29 protein-coding genes are annotated in these 25,123 nt (G+C 31.9%); 24 read left to right on the forward strand and 5 right to left on the reverse strand.

What is annotated here, in order from left to right; genetic code table 11:
- Positions 1-29 precede the first annotated feature (29 nt).
- The 6 genes from FVE72_RS04325 (at position 30) to FVE72_RS04350 (ending at position 5,324) form a co-directional block, all read left to right on the forward strand.
- Positions 30-1,181 carry a tetratricopeptide repeat protein gene (locus FVE72_RS04325; RefSeq protein ID WP_006807560.1) on the forward strand — a complete coding sequence of 384 codons (1,152 nt, stop codon included), beginning with the start codon at positions 30-32 and terminating at the stop codon, positions 1,179-1,181.
- Between the two features lie 199 nt (positions 1,182-1,380).
- Positions 1,381-2,529: a recombinase RecA gene (gene recA, locus FVE72_RS04330; protein WP_006807472.1), complete on the forward strand. Its 1,149-nt coding sequence runs from the start codon at positions 1,381-1,383 to the stop codon at positions 2,527-2,529.
- Complete coding sequence (locus FVE72_RS04335; RefSeq protein ID WP_026737386.1) at positions 2,526-3,113, forward strand: regulatory protein RecX; 588 nt, start codon at positions 2,526-2,528, stop codon at positions 3,111-3,113. Before recA ends, FVE72_RS04335 begins: the two co-directional genes overlap by 4 nt.
- A gap of 13 nt (positions 3,114-3,126) precedes the next feature.
- On the forward strand, positions 3,127-3,873 hold the full coding sequence (locus tag FVE72_RS04340) for a lysophospholipid acyltransferase family protein (RefSeq protein WP_026737387.1): 747 nt from the start codon (positions 3,127-3,129) through the stop codon (positions 3,871-3,873).
- A gap of 18 nt (positions 3,874-3,891) precedes the next feature.
- Positions 3,892-4,482: an XTP/dITP diphosphatase gene (locus tag FVE72_RS04345; RefSeq protein ID WP_036056073.1), complete on the forward strand. Its 591-nt coding sequence runs from the start codon at positions 3,892-3,894 to the stop codon at positions 4,480-4,482.
- Between the two features lie 17 nt (positions 4,483-4,499).
- Positions 4,500-5,324, forward strand: coding sequence for an alpha/beta fold hydrolase (locus tag FVE72_RS04350; RefSeq protein ID WP_026737388.1), 825 nt, complete (start codon positions 4,500-4,502; stop codon positions 5,322-5,324).
- Positions 5,325-5,377: 53 nt separating this feature from the next.
- On the opposite strand, the gene FVE72_RS04355 is transcribed toward FVE72_RS04350, so the two are convergent.
- Positions 5,378-5,674, reverse strand: a complete 297-nt coding sequence (locus FVE72_RS04355; RefSeq protein ID WP_026737389.1) for a YciI family protein — start codon at positions 5,672-5,674, stop codon at positions 5,378-5,380.
- A 35-nt stretch (positions 5,675-5,709) separates the two neighbouring features.
- On the reverse strand, positions 5,710-6,960 hold the full coding sequence (locus FVE72_RS04360; protein WP_026737390.1) for a Glu/Leu/Phe/Val family dehydrogenase: 1,251 nt from the start codon (positions 6,958-6,960) through the stop codon (positions 5,710-5,712).
- A gap of 223 nt (positions 6,961-7,183) precedes the next feature.
- On the opposite strand from FVE72_RS04360, the gene kdsA reads away from it, so the two are divergent.
- The 4 genes from kdsA to lgt are packed head-to-tail and all read left to right on the forward strand — an operon-like array spanning position 7,184 to position 11,494.
- On the forward strand, positions 7,184-8,020 hold the full coding sequence (gene kdsA / locus FVE72_RS04365) for a 3-deoxy-8-phosphooctulonate synthase (protein WP_006807428.1): 837 nt from the start codon (positions 7,184-7,186) through the stop codon (positions 8,018-8,020).
- Between the two features lie 32 nt (positions 8,021-8,052).
- A complete protein-coding gene (locus tag FVE72_RS04370; protein WP_026737391.1) occupies positions 8,053-9,471 on the forward strand; it encodes an NADP-dependent glyceraldehyde-3-phosphate dehydrogenase in 1,419 nt (472 codons plus the stop codon).
- A gap of 49 nt (positions 9,472-9,520) precedes the next feature.
- Complete coding sequence (locus tag FVE72_RS04375) at positions 9,521-10,612, forward strand: pyridoxal-phosphate-dependent aminotransferase family protein (protein WP_026737392.1); 1,092 nt, start codon at positions 9,521-9,523, stop codon at positions 10,610-10,612.
- On the forward strand, positions 10,613-11,494 hold the full coding sequence (gene lgt, locus FVE72_RS04380; protein WP_026737393.1) for a prolipoprotein diacylglyceryl transferase: 882 nt from the start codon (positions 10,613-10,615) through the stop codon (positions 11,492-11,494).
- 102 nt (positions 11,495-11,596) lie between these two features.
- On the opposite strand, the gene FVE72_RS04385 is transcribed toward lgt, so the two are convergent.
- The gene (locus FVE72_RS04385; RefSeq protein WP_146966392.1) at positions 11,597-12,160 is read right to left on the reverse strand and encodes a hypothetical protein; all 564 of its coding nucleotides are present in this window, start codon (positions 12,158-12,160) and stop codon (positions 11,597-11,599) included.
- A gap of 175 nt (positions 12,161-12,335) precedes the next feature.
- Between FVE72_RS04385 and FVE72_RS04390 the strand changes: the two genes are divergently transcribed.
- The 6 genes from FVE72_RS04390 (at position 12,336) to FVE72_RS04415 (ending at position 15,564) form a co-directional block, all read left to right on the forward strand.
- Positions 12,336-12,899, forward strand: coding sequence for an RNA methyltransferase (locus tag FVE72_RS04390; protein WP_026737395.1), 564 nt, complete (start codon positions 12,336-12,338; stop codon positions 12,897-12,899).
- A gap of 22 nt (positions 12,900-12,921) precedes the next feature.
- A complete protein-coding gene (locus FVE72_RS04395; RefSeq protein ID WP_051411741.1) occupies positions 12,922-13,338 on the forward strand; it encodes a PTS-dependent dihydroxyacetone kinase phosphotransferase subunit DhaM in 417 nt (138 codons plus the stop codon).
- 9 nt (positions 13,339-13,347) lie between these two features.
- A complete protein-coding gene (rimM, locus tag FVE72_RS04400; RefSeq protein WP_026737397.1) occupies positions 13,348-13,857 on the forward strand; it encodes a ribosome maturation factor RimM in 510 nt (169 codons plus the stop codon).
- Positions 13,858-14,601, forward strand: coding sequence for a tRNA (guanosine(37)-N1)-methyltransferase TrmD (gene trmD, locus FVE72_RS04405; protein WP_026737398.1), 744 nt, complete (start codon positions 13,858-13,860; stop codon positions 14,599-14,601).
- A 5-nt stretch (positions 14,602-14,606) separates the two neighbouring features.
- Positions 14,607-15,128, forward strand: a complete 522-nt coding sequence (locus FVE72_RS04410) for a gamma carbonic anhydrase family protein (RefSeq protein ID WP_026737399.1) — start codon at positions 14,607-14,609, stop codon at positions 15,126-15,128.
- A 205-nt stretch (positions 15,129-15,333) separates the two neighbouring features.
- On the forward strand, positions 15,334-15,564 hold the full coding sequence (locus tag FVE72_RS04415) for a hypothetical protein (protein WP_026737400.1): 231 nt from the start codon (positions 15,334-15,336) through the stop codon (positions 15,562-15,564).
- Between the two features lie 301 nt (positions 15,565-15,865).
- Here FVE72_RS04415 and FVE72_RS04420 read toward each other — a convergent pair whose 3' ends face one another.
- On the reverse strand, positions 15,866-16,663 hold the full coding sequence (locus FVE72_RS04420) for a YdcF family protein (RefSeq protein WP_026737401.1): 798 nt from the start codon (positions 16,661-16,663) through the stop codon (positions 15,866-15,868).
- A 25-nt stretch (positions 16,664-16,688) separates the two neighbouring features.
- The gene (trpS, locus tag FVE72_RS04425; RefSeq protein ID WP_026737402.1) at positions 16,689-17,657 is read right to left on the reverse strand and encodes a tryptophan--tRNA ligase; all 969 of its coding nucleotides are present in this window, start codon (positions 17,655-17,657) and stop codon (positions 16,689-16,691) included.
- A gap of 350 nt (positions 17,658-18,007) precedes the next feature.
- On the opposite strand from trpS, the gene FVE72_RS04430 reads away from it, so the two are divergent.
- From FVE72_RS04430 to FVE72_RS04465, 8 genes are all read left to right on the forward strand, one after another.
- Complete coding sequence (locus FVE72_RS04430; protein WP_026737403.1) at positions 18,008-19,009, forward strand: LacI family DNA-binding transcriptional regulator; 1,002 nt, start codon at positions 18,008-18,010, stop codon at positions 19,007-19,009.
- A 105-nt stretch (positions 19,010-19,114) separates the two neighbouring features.
- The gene (locus FVE72_RS04435) at positions 19,115-20,416 is read left to right on the forward strand and encodes an ABC transporter substrate-binding protein (RefSeq protein ID WP_026737404.1); all 1,302 of its coding nucleotides are present in this window, start codon (positions 19,115-19,117) and stop codon (positions 20,414-20,416) included.
- Positions 20,417-20,438: 22 nt separating this feature from the next.
- Positions 20,439-21,329 carry a carbohydrate ABC transporter permease gene (locus FVE72_RS04440; RefSeq protein WP_036056075.1) on the forward strand — a complete coding sequence of 297 codons (891 nt, stop codon included), beginning with the start codon at positions 20,439-20,441 and terminating at the stop codon, positions 21,327-21,329.
- 23 nt (positions 21,330-21,352) lie between these two features.
- The gene (locus FVE72_RS04445) at positions 21,353-22,177 is read left to right on the forward strand and encodes a carbohydrate ABC transporter permease (RefSeq protein ID WP_197734922.1); all 825 of its coding nucleotides are present in this window, start codon (positions 21,353-21,355) and stop codon (positions 22,175-22,177) included.
- A gap of 12 nt (positions 22,178-22,189) precedes the next feature.
- Positions 22,190-22,876 (forward strand): MBL fold metallo-hydrolase, encoded by a 687-nt coding sequence (locus FVE72_RS04450; RefSeq protein ID WP_006807506.1) that lies wholly within the window; start codon positions 22,190-22,192, stop codon positions 22,874-22,876.
- A 251-nt stretch (positions 22,877-23,127) separates the two neighbouring features.
- A complete protein-coding gene (locus FVE72_RS04455; RefSeq protein WP_258454740.1) occupies positions 23,128-23,715 on the forward strand; it encodes a glycerophosphodiester phosphodiesterase family protein in 588 nt (195 codons plus the stop codon).
- A 35-nt stretch (positions 23,716-23,750) separates the two neighbouring features.
- The gene (locus FVE72_RS04460; protein ID WP_026737408.1) at positions 23,751-24,059 is read left to right on the forward strand and encodes a type 1 periplasmic-binding domain-containing protein; all 309 of its coding nucleotides are present in this window, start codon (positions 23,751-23,753) and stop codon (positions 24,057-24,059) included.
- A gap of 109 nt (positions 24,060-24,168) precedes the next feature.
- Entirely contained in the window at positions 24,169-25,119 is a 951-nt protein-coding gene (locus FVE72_RS04465) for an ROK family protein (RefSeq protein WP_026737409.1), read from the forward strand.
- Positions 25,120-25,123 lie beyond the last annotated feature (4 nt).

Raw genomic sequence — 25,123 nt, forward strand, 5'->3', positions numbered from 1 at the left:
AAATAAGTAAAAAAAATTAGGAGGATAAAATGAAAAAATTATTATTAGTATTAGGAATCTTGAGCATAAGTGCGTTGGGATTTGCCGATGCAAAATCGGATTTTGAAAATGCACAGAAATTGGCAGGGCAGAAAAAAATAAATGAAGCTGTGAAAGTTCTGGAAGGAGTTGCAAATTCTTCGGATAAAGCATATTCAGCAAAAGCAAGCTTTCAATTAGGAGCATATTATTTGCAAAATAATAATAAAGCAAATGCAAAAAAATATTTGACAATGGCATGGAACGGGTATGACGTGGCAAAAGAAGAAGCATTGGAAGCATCAAAATTATTGTATCTTGTTGCACTTCAGGAAAAAAATGTAAAAGACGCTGAAAAATATATAACTTGGGCAAATGATAAAACAGGCGGAAAAGATGTAGATGCTGTTTCAAGTTTAATAATATTCTATTTTGATAACAATATGCAATCAAAAGGTCAGGCAAAATATGCTGAAGCAAGCAGAAATACAAATAAAGAATTTACATCGGAGTTGAATTTCAACATAGGACAATATTACTTAGGAAAAAATAATACTGCACAAGCTAAAAAATACTTACAGGATTCTTACAATCAATCACCTAATGCAGTATTGCCTGCAGGATTTTTATTGGCACAAATAGCGTTATCTGAAAAAAACAATGCACAGGCTGAAAAAATCTTATTGGAAATGAACAGCAAAACAGGAAGTAAAGATGCTGAAGTGTTGGGAATGTTAGGTTCTTATTATTTACAGGTAAACAATTTGACTAAAGCTGAAGATTATTTGAAAAAATCGGCTGCAGCAAATAGAGATAACACAGATGCAAGATTATTATTATTGGCATTGTATGAATCTAAAAATGATACTGCAAAAGCAAATACAATGTACAATGAAATAAAATCTACAAAAGGAATAAATCAAAAGACATTAAATAAAGAAATCGGATTCTATTTTGCTCAATTAGGAAACGGTAATGCAGCTGAAAAATATTTGAAAAAATCTATAAATGAAGATAAAGATAACGAATCAAAATTGATATTGGGACAAGTTTATTACGGAATGGGTAAAAAAGCTGAAGCTGTTTCAATATTAAAAGAAGCTGTAAATAATAAAGTAAAAGGTGCTGCCGAAGTATTAAAACAGGTAGAATCAGGAAAATAAAAAACAGATAAAATAACTGAATGAAAAATTAAAAAGGGCGGTTTTGCTCTTTTTATTTTTTCAAAATTTTGTTATAATATACAACAGAAGGGAAGGTGAAATTAATTGAGGGGTTCGTTTTTATTAATTAAATCGGATAATAATTAAAAAACAGAAAAGCGAATTTATAAAAGGGATATTTATAAAATAAGGAGATGAAATGGCGAGAAAAAAAGCGGTAGAAGAAAAAGATGATAATAAAGTTCAGTCTGAAAAAGAAAGAGTTCTGAATTTGGCATTGACTCAGATTCAAAAAGAATTTGGTGAAGGTTCTATAATGAAACTCGGAGAAAATCAGAAAATGAACGTGAAATCCATATCTACAGGAAGTATAAATCTGGATATGGCGTTAGGTATAGGCGGAGTGCCGAGAGGAAGAATTATAGAGATTTACGGTGCCGAGTCATCAGGGAAAACAACATTGGCACTTCATGTAATAGCCGAAGCTCAAAAAGAAGGGGGAGTAGCTGCGTTTATAGATGCGGAACATGCTCTTGATCCTGTATATGCCAAAGCGTTGGGTGTAAATATAGACGAACTTTTGATTTCACAACCTGATACAGGAGAACAGGCCCTTGAAATAGCCGATATGCTCGTAAGAAGCGGAGCGATGGACGTTATAGTTGTGGATTCGGTTGCAGCACTTGTTCCCAAAGCCGAAATAGAAGGGGAAATGGGAGATCAGCAAATGGGACTGCAAGCAAGACTTATGTCCAAAGCACTCAGAAAATTGACTGCAAATATTTCAAAATCGAGTACGGTCATGATTTTCATAAATCAGATAAGAGAGAAAATCGGAGGATTTTCATTTACTCCGGGACCTCAAACTACTACTTCAGGGGGAAGAGCTTTGAAATTCTTCTCGACAGTAAGAATGGAGGTAAAAAGAGTAGGTTCGGTAAAACAGGGTGAAGAAGTTATAGGAAATGAAGTTCTTGTAAAAGTAACAAAAAACAAAGTAGCTCCTCCTTTTAAAGAAGCGAGATTTAACGTAATGTACGGAATGGGAATATCAAGAATAGGAGAAATACTTGATGCCGCATTGGAATTGGGAGTAGCTTCCAAAAGCGGTGCATGGTTCAGTTACGGCGATGAAAGACTCGGTCAGGGTAGAGTAAACGTGGAAAAAATGTTGCAGGAAAATAAAGAATTATACGAAAGAATGGAAAAAGACGTTCTTGATGCTATAAGACCTAAAACTGAAGAAGAAAAAGAGCCTGAAGTTGTAGAAACAGCAAAACCGAAAAAGGAAACCGCTAAAAAATCCGCAGCTAAAGCAGAAAAAGAAGAAGTGGAAATTGAAGAATGATAATAGAAAAGATACAAAAGAATAAATTGTATTTATCAACTGAAGAAATTATGGACGTAAGTCCGTTAATAAGACAAAAATACTGTTTAAAAGTAAATGACAATATTGAAAGCCTCTATGATGATATTTCATATGAGGCTTCTCTTGAAAAGGGAATATTTTTATTGTCACTAAAAGACAGGACAAAAAAAGAGCTTCAAATGAAATTAAATGAAAAATACCATAATGAAAAAATGGTCGAAAAAGCGGTATTAAAGTTAGCAGAATTGGGCTATATAGACGATCTTAATTATGCCGTGTCTTATATAAACAGCAGAAAATACGGTAAACAGAGGATAACATACAATCTTCTTCAAAAAGGAATAAGCAAGGAAAAAATAGAACAGGCATATATGGACATTCAGGAAGAATCGGAAAAAGATGTAGAAGATGAAAAGCTGAAAAAAGCGATTTTGAAAAATATAAAAAAAGAAGAAAAAAAACTCGTTCAATATCTTGTAAGACAGGGATTTGAGCTTGATAAAATATTCAGGAAATTAAAAGAATATAAAGATTTCGACGGATTTGAAAACTTTGAAGAATAGAAAGGGGAATATTATGAGAACATTATTTTACCATTTTATAATTGTAGGAACGTTTATTTACGGGACTATTGTTCATTATTGGTATTTATTACTGAATAAAGGAGAAAAAAGATACCGATATGTTTGTAAAGTGGGGAAAAATTGGGGAAAAAATCTTATTTGGGCTTCGGGAAGTCAAGTAAAAACTCTTTATAAAAACGGAAGTGAAGAAGAGATAAATAAAATAAGAGAAACAGGCGAAGCAGTGATTTTGATTTCCAATCATCAAAGTAATGTTGATATTCCTGCTCTTTTAGGTTATCTTCCGTTGGAATTTTCTTTTATTGCGAAAAAAGAAATGAAAAAATGGCCGATGATAGGTCGTTGGATGAGATCTTTCGACTGCATATTTTTGGACAGAAAAAATGTCCGTCAGGGAATGAAAGATATGAAAGAAGCCATATCGAAAATAAAAAATGGACATTCTTATGTTATATTTCCTGAAGGGAGCAGAAGTAAAGACGGAACAATAGGAGAATTTAAAAAAGGGAGCTTTAAACTGGCAACAGATACAGGAGCAAGAATAGTGCCTATAACTTTAGTAGGAACTTATGACGTACAAAACAGAAAAAGTTTAAAAATCACACCTAATAAAGATATAAAAATAATTGTAGATAAACCCCTTGATTTAAAGGAATTGTCAAAAGAAGAACAGAAAGAAGTTCATGAAATTGTAAATAACATAATAAAAAATAATTTTGAAGAGTATAAAAACAGATAAATCGGGAGAGGCAGTAAAATGAAAATAATTTTGGCAACAAAAAATGAAGGAAAAATAAAGGAATTTGAAAAACTGACAGAAGGAATGAATATAGAAGTATTGTCGATTTTGGATAATATAGATTTTCCTGATGTAGTGGAAGACGGGAAAACTTTTGAAGAAAATTCGGCAAAAAAAGCGAAAGAAATAGCAGAATATACAGGGATTACAACTGTTTCGGACGATTCGGGATTGTGCGTTGACACATTAAACGGCGAGCCGGGAATATATTCGGCAAGATATTCGGGAGAAAACGCAACTGATGAATCAAATATGGAAAAACTGTTGAAAAATTTATCAAATACTGAAAAAAAGAAAAGAAAAGCATATTTTGTGTCTGTTGTAAGTATTGCTTTTCCTGACGGGAGTGTGAAATCTTTCAGAGGAGAAACTGAAGGAGAAATTTTATTTCAAAAAGAAGGAAATAACGGATTCGGCTATGATCCGATATTTTACTCTTATGATTTGAAAAAATCTTTTGGAAATGCAACACCTGAGGAGAAAAAAAGCGTGAGTCATAGAGGAAGAGCTTTTCAAAAACTGAAAAAAGAAATTTTGGAGAAATTGTAGAGGAAGGAAATTAAAAAATGTTTTATGAAAAAGATAACCTGAAACTTCATTATAAAGTAATAGGAGAAGGTAAACCGATCATTTTACTACACGGATTAGCCTGTCATATGAAACTTATGGAAAATTGTATGGAACCTGTATTTAAAAATAAAAATTATAAAAGAATATATGTAGATTTACCAGAAATGGGAAAATCTGAAGTAAAGATGGATTTTCCAAGTTCGGACTTCATTCTGGAAAGTTTAATATCGTTTATTAAATTTATAACGGATGAGAATTTTTTATTGGTAGGAGAATCATATGGAGGATATATAGCCAGAGGAATTCTTGCTAAAATGCATGAAAGAGTAGATGGAATGCTGTTAGTTTGTCCTGTAGCAGTTCCCGAATACGGGAAAAGAGATTTACCTGTTAAAAATATTGAGATTTTTGACGAAAATTTTTTAGAAAAACTGGATAAAGAAGAAAGACGAAAATTTTCTGAACTTGCAGTAATTGCTGATGAAAGAACATACAAGAGATATGTCGAAGATATAAAAGAGGGAAATCAAGTTGCAAATATGGAATTTATAAAAAAATTGCTTGAAAAATATAAATTTTCTTTTGAGCCTGATGAACTTTTGAGGAAAATCAGATTTGAAAATCCTGTTTTATTTATTGCAGGACGACAGGATAATATTGTAGGTTACAGAGATTTAGGAAAATTGTCCGAAGATTATCCGAGAGGTTCTTATTCGGTAATTGATACAGCAGGTCATAATCTGCAGATAGAACAGCCTGAAATATTTGAGTGTCTTGTTAAGGACTGGATTAAAAGAGTGGAAATAAACTTAAAAAATTAAAATAAAAAAGAGGTTGCGAAAATAAAATTTCAAACAACCTCTTTTTGTATTCGTTATTTTACAAAATTTTCAAATTTTTCTGCATATTTAGCCGGAGTAAATTCAACTATTTCAAAGTCTGCCAATTCATTTTTATAAAAAGGATCTTCTTTTAAAATAGATTCCAATTCGTCTTTTGTAACATTGTGAGCTACTATTACTCCACCGACAGGAGGAGTTTGACGACCTGAAACAATGAACTTTCCTGCGTTGTAGTATTCATCTAAAAAATCAAGGTGTGCCGGACGAAATTTGACAACTTCATCCAACGGTTTTTTATAAGTCAATATTGCTACAAATATATTTTTCATGATTTTGAATTTTTCCTTTCAAAATAATATTTTTATTAGTACCAACCTCTTAATTTCATTGCTTTTGCAATTCTTTCAATACTTTTCATGTAAGAAGCGTTTCTTAAATCAGTTTTATACTTTTCCGATAAAGCCCATACTTCTTCAAAAGCTTTGGAAAGTAAAGCGTCTTCTTTTTGTTGTACTTCATCAAATTCCCAATAATAATTTTGAAGATTTTGTACCCATTCAAAATAGGAAACTGCAACTCCTCCGGAATTTGCAAGAATATCAGGAACTACAATAATTCCTTTTTTGAATAAAACTTCATCAGCCTCAGGTGTAGTAGGTCCGTTAGCTCCTTCAACAACAATTTTCGCTTTAATTCTGTCGGCATTTTCAGATGTAATCTGATTTTCCAATGCACAAGGAGCAAGTACGTCAACTTCAAGCTCAAGAAGTTCGCTATGAGGGATTTTTTTCCCGTATCCGTTATTTGTAACAAATTCTTTTTCTTCAACTTCTTTTATTATTTTTTCCATGTCTATTCCGTTTTCATTATAAAATGCAGTATCAACATTTGATATAGCGACTATTTTGGCACCGCTTTTATGAGCATAATAAGCTGTGTAAAAACCTACGTTTCCAAATCCCTGTACTGCAAAAGTTGCCCCTTTAATACTTTTTCCGATTTTTTCAAGTGCTTTTTTTGCTGAAAGATTTACTCCGTAACCTGTAGCTTCGGTTCTTGCAAGGGAGCCTCCGAATCCCAGAGGTTTACCTGTGAAAACTCCCGGAGTGGATTTTCCTGCGATTTTTTCATAAGAATCAATCATCCATGACATTATTTGTCCGTTAGTGTTTACGTCCGGAGCAGGAATGTCGACTTTTTCCCCGATTAAAGGAGAAATAGCTGCTGCATATGCTTTGGAGATTCTTTCCAATTCGGCTTGGGAATATTCTTTAGGATCGATAGTTATTCCGCCTTTCCCTCCTCCGTAAGGAATCCCGACTACAGAACATTTAAAAGTCATCCATGTGGATAATGCTTTTACTTCATCTCTTGTTACATTTTGGTGAAATCTGATTCCGCCTTTATAAGGCCCTACGGCATTGTTGTGCTGAGAACGGTATCCTGTAAAAGATTTTATTGTTCCGTCATCCATTTTTACAGAAAAAGATACTTCCAATACTCTCATAGGATTTTTTAAAATTTCATATACTGCAGGATCGGCATTCAATCTGTCACAAGCAGTTTTGATTTGTTTTTGTGCAATTTCAAAAGGGTTTAAAGTTTCTTTCGGCATAATTGTTTCTCCTTTCAAGTTTTTAAAATTTTTACCATAGTTATTTTATACTACAAAACAGCTATAAAATCAATGTTTTTTTGTGAAGTATATTCTATAAAGTGCTTTTTAAGTGAACTTTTCCCTACCCGTCAACTTTAAAATTTATCTTTTTTTTCGATCGATATTATGATAAAATTATTTTATAAAATTACAATATTTTTTTAAAGAAAGGGTGTTTTATATGATTATAAATAAAGTTAATGAAGTGAAAATTACAGAGAACATTAAAGTAGGTAACGGAAAGATGTTTCTTATAGCAGGACCATGCGTTATAGAATCGGAGGATCTTGTAAATGAAGTAGCGGCAAAAATGAAGGAAATAACCGATAAATTAGGGATACAGTATGTGTTTAAAGCATCTTTCGATAAGGCAAACAGATCTTCCATTTCGTCGTTTAGAGGACCGGGAATAGAAAAAGGCTTGGAAATATTGTCGAGAGTAAAAGAAAAATACGGAGTGGCATTGGCTACCGATATTCATGAACCTTGGCATTGTAAAGTGGCTGCGGAAGTGATAGATTTGCTTCAAATTCCGGCATTTTTATCAAGACAGACGGATCTACTTATAGCTGCGGGAGAAACAGGGAAAGCGGTCAATATAAAAAAGGGTCAGTTTTTGGCACCTTGGGATATGAAAAATGTTGTGAAAAAGTTTGAGGAAATAGGAAATAAAAATATAATGTTATGTGAAAGAGGAGCTTCGTTCGGATACAATAATCTTGTTGTGGATATGAGAGGATTGCTTGAAATGAGAAAATTCGGTTATCCCGTAGTTTTCGATGCGACACATTCGGTACAGATACCGGGAGGTCAAGGGGAAACGTCCGGAGGAAACAGCGTTTATGTTTATCCTTTGGCAAGAGCGGCACTGGCAGTAGGAGTAGACGGAATATTTGCTGAAGTCCATCCCGACCCTTCGGTTGCCAAATCTGACGGACCGAATATGCTGAAACTGGAAGATGTTGAAAATATCTTGAAACATTTGTTGAAATACGATGAATTAACTAAAGGATATTAAAAAATTATACAATAAATAAAGAAGGAGAAAGAATGAAATACAAAAATTTACTGAATGGGGAATGGAAAGAATCTGAAAAAGAGATAACTATATATTCGCCTATAAATGATGAGAAATTGGGAACAGTTCCCGCAATGACAAGGGAAGAAGTGGATTATGCAATGGAAACTGCGAAAATCGCTTTGGACAAATGGAAAAGCATGGCAGTAGTGGAAAGAGCAAATTATTTGTACAAAGCTGCGGAAATTTTGGAAAGAGATAAAGAAATAATCGGAGAAATATTGGCAAAAGAAGTTTCCAAAGGAATAAAAGCTGCAATAGGAGAAGTTACAAGAACGGCAGATTTAATAAGATATTCTGCAGAAGAAGGAATGAGAACTGTTGGAGAAATAGTTGAAGGAGGCAGTTTTGAGGCTGCGAGCAAAAATAAGATAGCTCTTGTAAGAAAAGAGCCGATGGGACTTGTACTTGCCATAGCTCCGTTTAACTACCCTGTAAATCTTTCGGCATCGAAAATAGCTCCGGCACTGATAGGAGGAAATGTAGTAATATTCAAGCCGCCTACACAAGGATCTATAAGCGGACTTCTTCTTGTGAAAGCATTTTATGAGGCAGGAATACCTGAAGGTGTTATAAATACTGTAACAGGAAAAGGTTCTGAAATAGGAGATTATCTGATAGGACATCCTTTAGTGGACTTTATAAACTTTACGGGAAGTACCCCTGTAGGAAAAAGAATAGGAGAACTGGCGGGAATGCGTCCGATTATGCTTGAACTGGGAGGAAAAGACGGTGCTATTGTACTGGATGATGCGGATTTGGAAAAAGCGGCAAAAGATATAGTGAGCGGAGCATTCAGCTATTCAGGACAAAGATGTACTGCGATAAAAAGAGTTCTTGTAATGGAAAATGCTGCAGATAGACTGGCGGAACTGATAACCGAAGAAGTAAAAAAACTGAAAGTAGGAGATCCTTTTGATAATGCCGATATAACACCATTGATAGATAACAGGGCTGCAGATTTTATAGAAGGATTGGTGATTGATGCGGAAGAAAAAGGAGCGAAACAGCTCACAGAATACAAGAGAGAGAGAAATCTGTTATGGCCTGTACTGTTTGACCATGTAACACTTGATATGAGAATAGCCTGGGAAGAGCCGTTCGGTCCTGTATTGCCGTTAATAAGAATAAAATCCATGAAAGAAGCTATAGAAATATGCAACGGTTCGGAATACGGGCTTCAAACATCGGTATTTACAAAGGATATAGTAAAAGCATTTGATATAGCAGGAAAGCTTGAAGTGGGAACTGTTCAGATAAATAACAAAACTCAAAGAGGACCTGACAATTTTCCTTTCTTGGGAATAAAAGGTTCAGGAGTAGGAGTTCAGGGAATAAAATACAGTATTCAAAGTATGACAAAAGTAAAATCCATAGTAATTGATTTATAATTAAATTCGGGATATAATAAAAATAAAATATAATGCAGGAGGATGAAAAATGAGTTCTAAATTATTACTTACTCCGGGACCTACAAATATACCGGAGAGATATTTGAAAATATTCGGAGAGGATATTATTCATCACAGAACACCTGAGTTTAGAAGAATATTAAAAGAGTCAAACGAAAACTTGAAAAAAGTATTCAAGACAAAAAATGATGTGGCTGTTATAACTTCTTCGGGAACAGGGGCTATGGAAGCTGCCATAGTGAACTTTTTTTCCGAAGGAGATAAAGTTATAGTTATAAATACGGGATATTTCGGAGAAAGATTCAGAAAAATATCGGAAATATACGGACTGAATGTAATAAATTTGGGCTATGAATTCGGTGACGGATATAAACTTGAAGATGTGAAAAAAGCATTAGCTGAAAATACTGATGTTAAGGGAATACTTGTAACTCACAGTGAAACTTCCGTAGGGATACTTAATGATGTAAAAGCATTGGGCGAATTGACAAAAGATACGGATATGCTGCTTGTTGTGGATACTATAAGCGGACTTGTGGCAAATGACTTTGATTTTGACGGATGGCATGTGGATGTGGCTATTGCGGGAAGTCAGAAAGCCTTTTTAATACCGCCGGGATTATCTTTCATAGCGATAAGCGATAAAGCGAAAAAAGCTATGGAAAAATCCGATTTACCGAAATACTATTTCAGTATAAAACAGTATCAGAAATATTTCGATGAATCATCGGAAACACCTTATACTCCTGCCATAGCGTTGATTCTTGCATTGCATGAGTCATTAAAAGACTTGATAAATAAAGGTATTGATACTACAATAAAAGAAAAATATGAGTTGAGAAAGCTGATTGAAGAAAAAGCTCAAAATTTAGGGTTCAATTTACTTGTAAAAGAAGAAAAAAACAGAACAAATACTTTAGTTTCGGTATATAGAGAAGGCGTTATTATAAAAGATATTATAAACGCATTGGAAGAACAGGGATATACAGTTACCGGAGGAAAAGGAAAATACGGGGAAAGTTTGATGAGAATAGGAATCTTAGGAGAAATAACAAAAGAACAGATAAACGATTTCTTTATCCTGTTTGAAAAAGAATTAAAAAAACAGTTAGGAGAATAGATGAAACCTTATTTATTTAAAATAGGAAAGTTTGAACTTAGAATATACAGTCTGATGTATATAATAGCTTTCCTTTCGGGAATATTTATAGCTTCAAAAGATGAAGTGGCTAAAAAAAGAGGAATAAAAGATAAAAAAATTATAGAAGATTTTGCTTTTTGGGCAATGATTTCAGGACTTATAGGAGCGAGATTGTATTATGTTTTCTTTAAATTCGGAGAATATGCAGGAGATCCCCTTTCTATATTCCAAGTATGGAAAGGAGGACTTGCGATACACGGCGGAATATTGGGAGGACTTATAGGCTCATATTTATACGCAAAGAAAAATAAGCTCAATATATGGGTGTTGACCGATATGGGAGTAGGACCTCTGCTTTTCGGACAGTTTTTAGGAAGATTTGGAAATCTGGCAAACGGTGAAATACATGGAGTTCCTACGTTTACTCCTTGGAGTGTTATTTTTTCAGGGAAATTCTCACAATGGTGGGCTTCTTATCAGTCAATGTCCCTTGAAATGCAGTCAAAATTTAAAGAACTTGTTCCGTGGGGACTGGTTTTTCCTAAAGATACTGCTGCAGGAATAGAGTTTCCTGATTATCCTTTACATCCGGCAATGCTTTATGAATCATTTTTAAATCTTATAGGGTTTTTGCTTCTTTGGTTTTATTTCAGAAAAAAGGAATATAATCCGGGAGTATTGAGTATGATTTATCTTATAATGTATGCTGTTATCAGATATTTTGTGAGTATGTTCAGAGCGGAAGATCTTATGGTTTACGGGATAAGGGCTCCGTATCTTATAAGTATCGTGATGTTGATAGGGGCATTTGCGGGAATTAAGTATTTTAATAGGAATAATAATAAAGTAAAAACAAATTAGGAGCTGAGAAAATTATTCGCTTATAATATAATTTTTATTGTGAAATTTTAAAAATAGAAAAAGGAGCTTTCAAATTAATTGAGCTCCTCTTTTATTTTCAAGTTATCTAAACAACCCTTTTTTATCCTGTTTTTTTATTATTTCGTCAAGTTTATTTTCAATACTTTCAAATTTAGCTTCAAGATTTTCTATTTTTGCTTGAAGAGTTTCGATATTTTCCTTGAAAAAATTGGAATTCTGTTCATTTATAAGTAAAACATTTTCCATAAAATTGTTATTTTTCTTTTGGATATTTTCGGTTTTTTCATTGATGTTTTCAGAAAAAGTGTTCATTTTTTCTTTCATATCAATGTTTGCTCTGCTTATATCCATAGTAAAATTTATCAATGATTTTTCGATAGAAGAAATTCGATCTCTTAAAAAATTATAGTCAAAATTTTTTAAAAGCTCATTGGAATTTTGTATTAACTGAAACATTTCCGTTAATTCTTTCAATTCGGGAATATTTATTTTTGCATTTTTATTATTAATATTTAAGTTTTCTTTTATAATATAGGTTTTATTTTTTTCTTTAATAACTTCTAGTTGTCCTTTTTCAATACGATTGTAAATAGTTCTCCTTGACACGTTTTTTTCTTTCATATACTCCTTTATTGACATCTTCACAATTATCACCTCTTGTATAGTATTATATATAAATTTTACGGGATAGTAAAGAAATTTTTTTATTTTAATTAGGGAAAAATATGAAATATCTTTCAAGGCGGTTAAAAAATCCGACAAAAAGTGGTATAATGATATAAAAATAAGTGAAAATACCGAAAGGAGCGTTTGAAATTAAATGAGAAACAATATTTATGTCGGGCTTGTTCATTATCCTGTATACAACAGAAATGGCGAAACTGTGGCTACATCAGTTACAAATTTCGATATACATGATATTTCGAGAACTTGCAGAACATACGACATAAAAAAATATTTTATTATAACTCCTGTGGATGCACAGCAGGAATTAACGAACAGAATAATCAACTACTGGGTCGAAGGCGACGGAATAGAATTTAATAAAAACAGAAATGAAGCTTTTGAAAATACTGATTTGGAGAATTCCGTACAGTCGGCTGCCGAAACGATTTTAAAAGCAGAAGGGAAAATGCCGAAAATTATAACAACATCGGCTAAAATCTTTCCGAACACCGTGTCATATGCGGAATTGGGAAAAGAGGTCATTGAAGATGAAAGTCCGTATCTGATTTTATTCGGAACAGGCTGGGGACTGACAGAGGAAATAATGGATATGTCCTATAAAATACTCGAGCCTGTAAGAGGCAAAACAAAATATAATCATTTATCGGTAAGAAGTGCTGTATCTATTATACTGGACAGATTACTCGGAGAAAATTAAAAAGAAAGGAACTGTTAAGAAAATGAGAAAAGGAAAAAAAGGATTGGCGGGAATAGTAGTAGTGAGCCACAGTAATAAGTTAGCTGAAGAAGTTATAAATTTTTCAAAAGTATTGCAACAGGCAGAATTTAATATTGAAAATGGCGGAAACGCCAATCAGGAAGTTTACGGAACAAATGCAGAAAATGTAAAAGAAGCTGTAAAAAAAGCTGATAACGGGAATGGAGTTTTGATTTTTGTAGATATGGGAAGCTCACTTTTTCATTCACTGAAAGCAATGGAAGAGCTTAAAGGAGAAATAGAAGTTGAAATAGCCGATGCTCCTTTAGTTGAAGGTGTAATTTCTGCCGTAGCGGCAAATTTTGACGGAATGACATTGAAAGAATTAAAGGAAATAGCCGAAGAAAGCCGAAATTTTAAAAAAATAAAAAATAAATAAGGGGATATAATGGAAAATCTTGTAAATATAGGAACGATAACAGGAACACATCATTTAACAGGAAATGTAAAAATAAATTCTATTTTTCAGGAAACGGATCTGATAATCGGAGAAAAAGTGTTACTTGAAAAAGAAGATAAAAAGAAAATTCTTACTGTAAAAAATATAAAACGTCTGAATGAAAAAAAAGTCATTGCGGAATTTGAAGAAATAAATAATATTGACTCTGCAAAAGAATTAAACGGATTTCAGATAAAAATAAGAAGAGATTTGCTGCCTGAAAAAAATGAGAAGGAATTTTACTTAAAGGATCTTTTAGGAGTGGAAGTTTTTGAAAAAAATGAAAAAATCGGAGAAATTGTTGATGTTATGGAAACTGCCGCACATAATATTCTGATTATAGAGGATGCCGTAAATAAAAAGGAAATTATGGTTCCTTTAGTAGATGAGTTTGTGAAAAATATTGATTTTGCAAATAATAAAATAGAAGTTGAACTAATAGAAGGAATGAGAGAATAAATGAAATTTACTGTTTTAACATTGTTTCCGGAGCTTTTTGAAATGTACCTTTCTCAAACGATTATTCAAAGGGCTGCAGATGCGGGAATTGTAAATTATGATATTGTAAATATTCGTGATTATAGCGGTAATAAGCATAATCAAATGGATGATATTCCTTTCGGCGGCGGAGCAGGAATGGTTCTGAAGCCCGAAGCATACTGGAATTTTTTCAATAAAAAATGTTCCGATACTGAAAAACCTTACGTAATATTTGTATCGCCCCAAGGGAAAACTCTCACTCACAAGAGAGTTACCGAACTGACAGAAAAGGAAAACATTGTAATAATTTCGGGAAGATATGAGGGTCTTGATCAGAGAGTTATTGATAAGTTTGTAGATGAGGAAATATCTGTCGGAGACTATGTGCTGAGTAGCGGAGATTTACCTGCTTTGATTGTCATGGATTCGATAATCAGGATAAAAGAAGGAGTCATAAAAAAGGAATCTTTTGAAACAGACTCTTTTTATAACGGATTGCTTGGATTTCCTCAATATACACGTCCTGTGGAAATAGACGGAATGAGCGTACCGGAAGTGCTTAGAAGCGGAAATCATGCTAAAATAAATGAGTACAGATATTTCAAATCTATTGAAAAAACTTCTGAAAACAGAAAAGATTTATTGGAAAAAAAACTGGAAAATGATGAAGAATTTAAAAAAATCTATCAAAAATTTTTGAAAAGTGAAAAAGGAAAGGATTGATAAAAATGATTTATGAATTGGACGGAGTTAAGCCGAAAATAACAGGAGAAGTATTTGTTGCTGAAAGTGCCGATGTTGCAGGGAATGTCGAGCTTAATGACGGAGTAAATATATGGTTCGGGGCAGTGTTAAGAGGAGATATAGAAAAAATAACAATAGGTAAAAACAGTAATGTTCAGGATAATTCCACAGTTCATACGGATTTCGGATTATCATGTATTGTAGGAGAAAATGTTACAGTAGGTCATAATGTGATACTTCACAGTTGTGAAATAGGAGATAATGTGATAGTAGGTATGGGAAGTACTGTTCTCAACGGGACAAAAATAGCTCCTAACTGTCTTATCGGTGCAAATTCTCTAGTTACACATAAGATTCCTTACGAAGAAGGAGTTCTCATTTTAGGAAGTCCTGCAAAAGTGATAAGAAAACTGACTGAAGAAGAACTCGAACACATAAAGAAAAATGCGGCACATTATGTGGAAAATGGGAAAAAGTTTGCTAAAACTTTAAAAAAGGTATTGTAAAAGGGAAAATATAAAAAAACGAAAAATCGAGATATTTTAAGAAAAACTAAAAATATTGTTTTAAATGGAAAAATTTCGGAGAGGGAGAGTTTTAAAAATACTTCACATCGTCTTATATCGACATCGTTAATATTGTTTTTTTTTGTTAAAATCCATGTGTAAAGAAAAATTGACAAAATTAATTAATATAATGGAGGTAAATAAGATGTTGGAAGTATTTTTATTTAATGTAACTGTAGGAGGACTTATATTGTCGGTAGCAGGAATGATAGGATTGGAACTTTCGGAGAATTTTAAGAAAGAATATAAAATCGTGAAAAGAAAAAATAAAAGTTCAAACGGTACAGGTAAAAAGAAACAAAGTCATATAAAAATAGCAAAAAATGAAGGAATAATTGACATAAGAATGAGTAAGTCGGCAGAAGAAGTAGCTTAGTATTATCTTCCTTTTTGTAAAAAAAGAAGTGAAAAAATTGACCGACTAAAATTTTACTAACTCGAAATGCTTTACTCTACTATAAAAACAACAAACTCGCTTCGGATTAAAAATCCTCGCTCAAACAGTTGTTTTTATAACGTTCCGTTTCATATTTCTCGAAGTAAAATTTTAATGTCGGGTAAATGGAAAATACATAGAATATTTCAATAACAATTAAAAATAATAATAAAAACCTTAAGTATGTAAAATCTGAATTGCCGATTTTTTGCTACTTTTTTTAAAAAGTAGACTAAGATTACTAACCTGAATACAAAGGATTAGCCTGTCGCACTGAATTTGCGTATATCTTTTTTAATTCAGAAAAGGCATTTTGTACATTATCGGGTATATCAATATGAGCGAGATAGTTTTTTCCTTTAGGACCGTAGCCGTTTTTGTCATCGGTTAATCTTGGGATTTCTCCCATTAAAAGAGTTATAAAATGATTTATATCCCACATTCCCGGTATATTTTTATCGTAAGTTAAATTGCCGTCTTTTTCAGATACTTTGACTGAATAAGTGGCAAAATTAATAATTTCGATTTTGTTTGAAACATATTTGCGAAGAGTGACATCCATACGAAGTTGCATTGTAGCGTCCTGGGATATAATAATGTTTTTAAAAAGAATTTTATGTTCATTAAGCAAATCAAGCATGTATGTTATATTGTTTCCGCAGTTTGTAGAACGGCATTCGAGCAGATCGGGTTTTAAATTATATCTATGTTCTAAATAATTTGAAAAAATTTCAGCTTCGGAAAGATTTTCAAAACTTTGAGTGTTAATTTCAGGAAAAAGTTCTTTTATTTTTCCTTTCAGTAAAGAAGTTGTGTGACCTATGCCGCCTACAATAATATATTTTTTGGCGACTTTATTTTGTATTGCCTGAGCGAGTACGTCTCCACCGCATAAAATTGTGCCCCCAAACAGAACCATAATATCTGCTTGGGAAAAGCCGTATTTTTTATTCAGTTCATATGAAGTTAATGCGGGAATATCTCTTTTCCCGCAAAACTCATTTAATATATTAATCCAATTCGGAATATTTTTATTCATAATAATTCTCCTGTTTTTTGACAGCTTAAATTTTAAGTAGACCGACTGTGCTTCTCACTTCTTCCATTTTTTTCTGTGCAATGGAACGTGCTTTAGAAGCCCCTTCTTTTAGAACATCATATACATAATCGATATTTTTTTCAAGTTTTTCACGTTTTTCTATAAAAGGATTGAAATAATCGATAAATTTTTCAAATAATTCGTTTTTAGCATGTCCGTAACCGTAATTTCCTTCGGAAAACTTTCTTTTCATTTCTTCAACTTCAGCTTCAGTTGCCAAAAGAGAATACAGTTTTGTTATGTTATTGTCAGGATTTTTAGGTTCTTCAAGAGGTGTAGAATCGGTAACAATACTCATAATCTGCTTTTTGATTTCTTTTTTCGGAATAAACATATTAATAACGTTTCCATAAGATTTACTCATTTTATCTCCGTCTATTCCCGGAACTACGGCAACATTTTCGACTATTTTTTCTTCCGGAAGTTTAAAAACTTCTTTTCCGTATGTTTCGTTGAATTTTATCGCAATATCTCTCGTAATTTCTACATGCTGCTTCTGATCTTTTCCCACAGGCACAACATCGGGATCATACATTAATATATCGGCAGCCATTAAAATGGGATAAGTAAATAATCCGACATTGGGTTTTATCCCTTTTGCGGTTTTGTCTTTGTAAGAATGAGCCCTTTCAAGCAATCCCATAGGAGCAACATTTGCAAGAATCCACGATAATTCTGTATGTTCGGGAATATCAGATTGTAAAAAAATTACAGATTTTTCCGGATCAAGTCCCAAAGCCAAATAATCCAAAATAGCATTTACAGTATTTTTTTTCAAATCTTCTCCTTTAGGTGAAGAAGTAAGTGCATGATAATTTGCCAAAAAATAAAATCCTTCATATTTGTCCTGAAATTCCACAAACTGTTTTATAGCACCGAAATAATTTCCTATATGTAAATTTCCGCTAGGCTGAATGCCTGATAAACTTCTCATAAAAAACCTCCATTATAAATTATATGAGGGCTTATTGCCACTCACATACTCCCGATATCTACGATTTAAACGACTTCGTTTATTCCGATAATGCGGGAAATTTTATTTTTATATTTCTAAGATATATGTAATTATTAAATTTTAAAAAATTATAACACTTTTATTTTAGATTTTCAACTCTTGACAATCAGAAATTTCGAGGCAAAATTATAATGTTATCGATAACATATGAGATTTGATAAGGATAATTAAACAAAAATAGTAAATATAAAGATAAATAATAACATTATGAAAATATTAAAATGTATAGAAAGATTACCGGATATAGTAAATTTTAGGGAGAAGATTGTATGAAGAAAAATATGACAATTAAAGATGTAGCTGAAAAATGCGGAGTTTCAACTCAAACTATTTCAAGAGTTATAAATGAAAGTGAGAATGTCAGCGAAAATACAAGACAATTTGTAAAAAAAAAGATAGAAGAATTGGGATATAAACCTAATTTATATGCTAAGAATCTAAGTAATCGAAAAACAAAAAATATACTTGTTTCAATAAGAAGAAGTAAAGGACATACTGCGACTATATGGACTAATATATTAGTGAGCGAGATCTTTGCTTATAATAAAGATAAGAATGTGTCGTTATTTATGGAACAATATTATAATGATGAAGATTTAAAAAATTCTTTATTAAACACATCTAACACATTTATTGACGGAGTGGTTATTTTTTATGAAAAGGAAAAAGATAAAAGAATTGAAATTCTGAAAAAAGAAAAGATACCTTTTATTGTTTTGGGAAAAAGTTATTCAGAAGAAAATATTTATGTGTCAAATGATGATTTTAATTCGGTTTTTAAAGCTACTGAATATTTATTCAGGAAAAATATTGAAAATATAGTTTTTATTACAGCCAATCCTACACCTATGAATATTGAAAGAAAAAATGGAATTATAGAGGCTTATCGAAATAATAATAAATCCTTGAAGAATTTGAGGGTTATGGAAAAAATGAAAAATCAGAAAGAAATATATAAATTAGTAAAAGAATTGGAAAATAAAAAGTCGTTACCTGAAGCATTTTTTGTTTCAGGAGATGAAAAAGCCATAGCTGTTTTAAAGGCTTTAAATGATTTGAAAATAAGGATTCCTGATGAAGTTTCAGTTTTAGGTTTGGATAATATTCCGATTTCCGAGTTTTTTTCTCCAGGTCTGACTACTTTAGCTTTAAATTATAAAAAAATATCGGAAAGAGTGTATGAGAAGTTAATTAATATGATTAACGGGATAAAAGAATATTCTGAAGAAATTCCCGGAGAAATAGTGGAAAGAGAAAGTGTAAGAAAATAGTAAAGTAAATATTCATAATTGAAAGGAGGAAAAAATTCAGAACAAAGATTTTAAAAGAAAAGTTTTTATTATCAAAATCATATTTTATTAAAGGAGAAGATGTAAATGAAAAAGAGGATTTTTGTTTTATTATTTTTAAGTTTAATCTTAGTAATTTCAGGATGTAGCGGTAATAAAGAAGAAAAGAAAGGCGGAAAAGTAAAACTGGTATTTTATTATCCGGTAAATGTAGGAGGTCCTGTTGCAAAGATTGTAGAGCAACTGACAAATGATTTTAATAAAGAGAATCCGGATATAGAAGTTGAAGCTGTTTATACAGGAAACTATGATGATACGGTAATAAAAATTCAAACTGCAGCTCAAGGAGGAAATCCGCCTGATTTGTTTGTGAGTCTTGCAACACAGAGATTTACAATGGCATCAAGTGAAATGGCAATGCCTTTGGATGAACTGATAGCTGAAGACGGTGAAGAAGGTAAAAAATATATAAATGATTTTTTGGAAAGTTTTATGGAAGATTCATATGTGGACGGAAAGATATATTCTATACCGTTTCAGAGAAGTACAATGGTTTTGTATTACAATAAAGATATTTTTAAAGAAGTAGGATTAGATCCTGAAAAAGCACCTGAAACTTGGGAAGAATTAGTTGAGATTGCCAAAAAAGTTACTAATGATAAAAGAAAAGGTGTGGGAATAGCATTAAATTCAGGCTCCGCACAATGGGCATTTACAGGATTTGCATTGGGAAACAGTGTTGACGGTAAAAATTTAATGAGTGATGACGGGAAAAAAGTATTCTTTAACACTCCTGAAAATATTGAAGCATTACAATTTTGGATAGACTTACAGAAAAAATACAAAGTTATGGCTGACGGTATTGTTCAATGGACAGATTTGCCTACTCAATTTTTGGCGGGAGAAGTTGTAATGATTTATCATACTACAGGAAATTTATCCAATATAGCTAAAAATGCCAAGTTTAATTACGGAGTAGCTTTTTTGCCAGGGCATAAAAGAAAAGGTGCACCCACAGGCGGAGGAAATTTCTATATCTCATCAGGAATATCCAAAGAAAAACAAAAAGCTGCATGGAAGTTTATAAAATATTTAACTACTCCTGAAAGAGCAGCTCAATGGAGCGTAGATACAGGATATGTGGCAACAAGAAAAAGTGCATTTGAAACTGATATAATGAAAAAATATTATCAGGAAAGACCTCAGGCTAAAGTTGCCTTCGAGCAGTTAAAATTTGCAAAACCTGAACTTACAACTTATAATGCAGCGGAAATATGGAGAATATTAAATGATAATATTCAATCTGCAATTACAGGAGAAAAATCTGCAAAAGATGCTTTGGATAATGCACAAAATCAGGCAACGGAAGTATTAAAAGATATTAATTAGTATTCTTGAAAAAGGAGAAAAAATGAATATAAAATTAAGCAGAAAGGTGAAAGAAAACATAACAGGTTTTCTTTTACTTCTACCCTCGATTATATTTATGACAGGATTTACAGTTTTACCGGTTTTTAAAAGTTTTTATTTGAGTTTTACTAAATATAATTTAGGAATGAAATCACCCAAATTGATAGGATTAAACAATTATATAGCTCTATTTAAAAGTGAACTTTTTTGGAAAGTGATGTATAACACAATCTTTTTTTCAATAATAACGGTTGTGCCGTCTATGATTTTAGGTTTAGCTTTGGCTTTTTTAGTGAATCGAAGAAGTAAAGCAGTAGGAATATTGAGAACAGTGTATTTTTATCCTGTTGTTATGCCTATGATTGCTGTTGCGAGTATATGGATGTTTATTTATATGGGAAAAAACGGACTTCTGGATCAATGGCTGTCTCATTTCGGATTTAAACCTTTAAATGTTTTGTCAAATAAAAATACAGTTTTACCTTTTATGGCAATAATGTATGTCTGGAAAGAATCGGGATACTTAATGATATTCTTCCTTGCCGGATTACAGGGAATATCCGAAGATTTATTTGAGTCTGCCCGAATAGACGGTGCAGGATTCTGGGTAATGTTAAAGAATATAACATTGCCTTTATTGAAACCTACAATGATCTTTGTTTCGACAATAGCATTGACAAACTGTTTCAAACTTGTGGATCATATAGTAATAATGACAGAAGGAGCTCCGAATAATGCGAGTACAATGTTATTATATTATATTTATCAGCAGGGATTTACAAATTTCAATTACGGTAAATCGTCGGCATTGACAGTAATAATGTTATTTTTACTTCTTTTTGTTTCATTGCCGAGATTTTTCAAGCAAGATAAAGAAGCATATTATAATTAATTCAGGAATGGAAAGGTTCAAAAATGAATATAATAAAAAAAGGAACAGATTCAGTTATTACGGTAATAGCTTTTGTCATAGCTTTTATATGGTTGATTCCTTTAATATGGATGATAGGAACAGCATTTACCGAGCCGTCTTTCAGTATGACATTATTTCCGAAAACGGGATTTACACTGAAAAATATAATATATGTATGGAATGCAGTACCTTTTAAGACATACTATATAAATACATTGATATTAGTAACAGTTACTTTTATAATTCAGATTTTTACTTCAACTATGGCTGCCTATGCTCTTGCAGTCATGGATTTAAAATGGGCAAAATATGTATTTATAATAATATTTATGCAGATAATTATACCTAATGATGTTTTGATAACACCTAATTTTATGACTTTAAAGGACTTGAATCTGATTAATACAAAACTGGGGATTATGATTCCATTTTTAGGAACGGCTTTCGGAATATTTTTGCTAAGGCAGCATTTTAAAACTATACCGAAATCTTTATCGGAAGCTGCACGAATAGACGGAGCAAATACTTGGCAAATAATATGGAAAATTTATATGCCTTGTGCAAAACCTGCATATTTATCATTCGGAGTAGTTTCTATAAGTTATCATTGGAATAATTATTTGTGGCCGTTAATTGTAACAAATTCTACACAAAACAGAACTTTAACAGTCGGATTGGCTTTATTTGCAAAATCCAAAGAGGCAACAATGCAGTGGGCAAATGTATGTGCTGCTACATTTATAATAGTATTCCCTTTAATTGTGATATTCTTTATTTTACAAAAAAGATTTATTAACAGCTTTATAAGCTCGGGGATAAAGGAATAGGAAGTGAAATTGATGAAAAAATTAAAATTTACGGGAATCGGATCGGCATTCAATCCGATTCTCGGTAATACAAATGCCTATTTTACTCATAATGACGATTTTTATTTAATAGATTGCGGTGAAAGTGTTTTTGGTAAAATATGGAATTTAAAAGAAATGACAGAAAGTAATAATATTTTTATTTTAATAACACATTTCCATTGTGATCATGTGGGAAGTTTAGGTTCGCTAATATCATATTTATATTTAAAGTTAGGAAAAGTTGCTTATGTAATCCATCCGAACAAAAAAATAATAGAATATTTGGATATAGTGGGCATAGAAAGAAAATTTTATGTATATGAAAAAGAATTGCCTGAAATATCCGAAATAAAAAATGATGTAATTGAAGTAAAACATGCGGATGATATGAAATGTTATGCTTATGAAATTATTTTTCCTGATGAAACAGTATACTATAGCGGAGATGCTGTTGAAATACCTGATAAAATATTACAAAAGTATTTTTCGGGAAAAATAAAGGAAATGTATCAGGATACATGTAGTTACGTCAGTGAAAATCCATCTCACGGAAATATATTTTATTTAGAAGAAATAATTCCTGTGGAAAAAAGAAAAAATGTTTACTGTATTCACTTGGATAAAGATTTTCGGGATATAATTCAGGAAAAAGGATTCGGTGTAATAGAAGATATTTAAACAGTTACTTATAAAGTTTAAAAATATTTAGAAAAGGAATTTATATTTAAAAAGATATAATTATAAAATTTTTTCTTAAAAATCAGAAATTTCGAGGCATAATGCACTTAGAAAGAAAATGCAATCAATTATATTTTAAGATAAAAATATATTATAAAGGAGACGCCGATAAAAAATCAAAATAAGGAAATGTAAAGAAAGGATAAATAAATGAGTTATTAAATAGAAAAATAAATGAAAAAGGAATATTAATAGCAGTTCATAGAGGTACTTCGGCAGGAAATATAGTTGAAAATACCATACCTGATTATACTGCCTCTGTTCAGTCGGGTGGAGATATGATTGAAGTGGATGTTATTAAGTCTACAGACGGTATTTATTATGCTTTTCATTACGGAAATGAAAAAAGACTCCTTGATAGAGATAAAAATATAAAAGAGATGCCTTCAGAAGAAATAGAAGAAAAAGAGTATATTAATTCTATCGGAGAAAGAACAGGCTATAAAGTGGAAAGATTGGACTCGATTTTGAAATATTTTGAAGGAAAAGATGTACTTATAAATATAGACAGAGCGTGGGAATATTTTGAAGAATTACTGACTTTTTTTGATAAATACAATGTAAAAAAACAATTGGTAATAAAAAGTTCTCCTAAAAAAGAGTTTCTTGATATTTTTGAAAAACATAACGTAAAATATATGTACATGCTGATAGTTAAAGATAAAAAAGAGATAGAAACGGCTTTGGAATATAATAATGTAAATATTGTAGGCTTTGAAATTATAGCAAAAGACGAAAAAGACGATTTTTTTGATGACGGGTTTATTAAAGAAATATAAGGTGAAGTTATGGATATAAAAAGAGTAGCAGAACATTGGCAAAAAATCAAAATATAAATGCTCTTATTTTAAACAGTGATTTTTATGCAGTGTTTGCAAAGAAAATTACAAATGAAATCGGGAAAAAAATTTATGTTGCAAGTTTTGACGGAACTTCTTTACTTAAAATGTCTTCGGGTAATATAATTCATATTAAACAACCTTTTGAAGAAATGAGAAAAGTAAGTGCGGAAACTCTTTTGAAGAAAATAAATCAGGAAAAATATCAGAAAAAAAGATATTTGAATTACGAATTAATTGATAAAGACTATCGAAATGAGGTTAAAGAAAAAGAAACATTTTAATAAAAAATATATTTTCCCGAAAATTTTCTCTTTTTGATTGAAAATTTTGAATAAATGGGGTAAACTATAATAATAAATAAAAAAGGGAATTTAAGGAGGGCATAATTCTATGAATTATTATGTAGGAATGGATCTGGGGGGCACAAATACAAAGATAGGGCTTGTAGATGAAGGGGGAAATATAATATTTACGACAATAGTTAAAACAGAATCTATGGAAGGATTTGAAAAAACTATTGAAAGACTGTCTAAAATATTGATAGAACAGGTTAAAGGAAGTAATATTAACTATGATGATGTAAAAGGAGTGGGATTGGGAGTTCCCGGACCTGTTGTCAATGAAAGAGTAGTAAAACTGTGGGCGAATTTCCCATGGCCGAAAGAAGTGGATTTGGCAGGAGAATTTGAAAAACACTTAAACAGAAAAGTAAAAGTGGATAATGATGTCAATGTTATAACTTTAGGAGAAATGTGGAAAGGAGCTGCACAGGGCTATAAACATGTTCTCGGACTTGCGATAGGAACAGGAATAGGCGGCGGAATTATTGTTGATACAAGGCTTGTGAGCGGTAAAAACGGTGGCGGCGGAGAAGTCGGACATACAAAAGTGGAAAAAGACGGAAAACTTTGCGGATGCGGACAAAACGGTTGCTGGGAGGCTTATGCTTCGGCAACAGGGCTTATAAGAGAAGCAAAAAGCAGGCTGACAGTACATAAAAACAATAAACTTTATGAGAAAATAACTTCTATGGGAAGAGAACTGGAAGCAAAAGATATATTTGATGCTGCCAAAGAAGGCGATGAATTTTCGCTAAATCTGGTCGAATACGAAGCTGAATACATTGCATTGGGATTAGGAAATCTTTTAAATGTACTTGATCCTGAAATAATAGTAATCGGTGGCGGAGTAGCTCTTGCGGGAGATATTCTCTTTGACAGAATAAATGAAAAACTTCATAAATATGCTTTGTCTTCAACTATTGAAGGACTTAAAATATTACCTGCACAATTAGGAAATGATGCGGGAATAATAGGTGCGGCATATTTAGGTATGAACTAATTTA

The organism is Pseudoleptotrichia goodfellowii (assembly GCF_007990505.1).
Classification (GTDB): Bacteria; Fusobacteriota; Fusobacteriia; order Fusobacteriales; family Leptotrichiaceae; genus Pseudoleptotrichia; species Pseudoleptotrichia goodfellowii.

What these genes read in the sequence shown, in the direction of transcription:
- FVE72_RS04325 (WP_006807560.1), top strand. Translation starts at nt 30, where the DNA reads ATGAAAAAATTATTATTAGTATTAGGAATCTTGAGCATAAGTGCGTTG.
- recA (WP_006807472.1), top strand. Translation starts at nt 1,381, where the DNA reads ATGGCGAGAAAAAAAGCGGTAGAAGAAAAAGATGATAATAAAGTTCAG.
- FVE72_RS04335 (WP_026737386.1), top strand. Translation starts at nt 2,526, where the DNA reads ATGATAATAGAAAAGATACAAAAGAATAAATTGTATTTATCAACTGAA.
- FVE72_RS04340 (WP_026737387.1), top strand. Translation starts at nt 3,127, where the DNA reads ATGAGAACATTATTTTACCATTTTATAATTGTAGGAACGTTTATTTAC.
- FVE72_RS04345 (WP_036056073.1), top strand. Translation starts at nt 3,892, where the DNA reads ATGAAAATAATTTTGGCAACAAAAAATGAAGGAAAAATAAAGGAATTT.
- FVE72_RS04350 (WP_026737388.1), top strand. Translation starts at nt 4,500, where the DNA reads ATGTTTTATGAAAAAGATAACCTGAAACTTCATTATAAAGTAATAGGA.
- FVE72_RS04355 (WP_026737389.1), bottom strand. Translation starts at nt 5,674, where the DNA reads ATGAAAAATATATTTGTAGCAATATTGACTTATAAAAAACCGTTGGAT.
- FVE72_RS04360 (WP_026737390.1), bottom strand. Translation starts at nt 6,960, where the DNA reads ATGCCGAAAGAAACTTTAAACCCTTTTGAAATTGCACAAAAACAAATC.
- kdsA (WP_006807428.1), top strand. Translation starts at nt 7,184, where the DNA reads ATGATTATAAATAAAGTTAATGAAGTGAAAATTACAGAGAACATTAAA.
- FVE72_RS04370 (WP_026737391.1), top strand. Translation starts at nt 8,053, where the DNA reads ATGAAATACAAAAATTTACTGAATGGGGAATGGAAAGAATCTGAAAAA.
- FVE72_RS04375 (WP_026737392.1), top strand. Translation starts at nt 9,521, where the DNA reads ATGAGTTCTAAATTATTACTTACTCCGGGACCTACAAATATACCGGAG.
- lgt (WP_026737393.1), top strand. Translation starts at nt 10,613, where the DNA reads ATGAAACCTTATTTATTTAAAATAGGAAAGTTTGAACTTAGAATATAC.
- FVE72_RS04390 (WP_026737395.1), top strand. Translation starts at nt 12,336, where the DNA reads ATGAGAAACAATATTTATGTCGGGCTTGTTCATTATCCTGTATACAAC.
- FVE72_RS04395 (WP_051411741.1), top strand. Translation starts at nt 12,922, where the DNA reads ATGAGAAAAGGAAAAAAAGGATTGGCGGGAATAGTAGTAGTGAGCCAC.
- rimM (WP_026737397.1), top strand. Translation starts at nt 13,348, where the DNA reads ATGGAAAATCTTGTAAATATAGGAACGATAACAGGAACACATCATTTA.
- trmD (WP_026737398.1), top strand. Translation starts at nt 13,858, where the DNA reads ATGAAATTTACTGTTTTAACATTGTTTCCGGAGCTTTTTGAAATGTAC.
- FVE72_RS04410 (WP_026737399.1), top strand. Translation starts at nt 14,607, where the DNA reads ATGATTTATGAATTGGACGGAGTTAAGCCGAAAATAACAGGAGAAGTA.
- FVE72_RS04415 (WP_026737400.1), top strand. Translation starts at nt 15,334, where the DNA reads ATGTTGGAAGTATTTTTATTTAATGTAACTGTAGGAGGACTTATATTG.
- FVE72_RS04420 (WP_026737401.1), bottom strand. Translation starts at nt 16,663, where the DNA reads ATGAATAAAAATATTCCGAATTGGATTAATATATTAAATGAGTTTTGC.
- trpS (WP_026737402.1), bottom strand. Translation starts at nt 17,657, where the DNA reads ATGAGAAGTTTATCAGGCATTCAGCCTAGCGGAAATTTACATATAGGA.
- FVE72_RS04430 (WP_026737403.1), top strand. Translation starts at nt 18,008, where the DNA reads ATGAAGAAAAATATGACAATTAAAGATGTAGCTGAAAAATGCGGAGTT.
- FVE72_RS04435 (WP_026737404.1), top strand. Translation starts at nt 19,115, where the DNA reads ATGAAAAAGAGGATTTTTGTTTTATTATTTTTAAGTTTAATCTTAGTA.
- FVE72_RS04440 (WP_036056075.1), top strand. Translation starts at nt 20,439, where the DNA reads ATGAATATAAAATTAAGCAGAAAGGTGAAAGAAAACATAACAGGTTTT.
- FVE72_RS04445 (WP_197734922.1), top strand. Translation starts at nt 21,353, where the DNA reads ATGAATATAATAAAAAAAGGAACAGATTCAGTTATTACGGTAATAGCT.
- FVE72_RS04450 (WP_006807506.1), top strand. Translation starts at nt 22,190, where the DNA reads ATGAAAAAATTAAAATTTACGGGAATCGGATCGGCATTCAATCCGATT.
- FVE72_RS04465 (WP_026737409.1), top strand. Translation starts at nt 24,169, where the DNA reads ATGAATTATTATGTAGGAATGGATCTGGGGGGCACAAATACAAAGATA.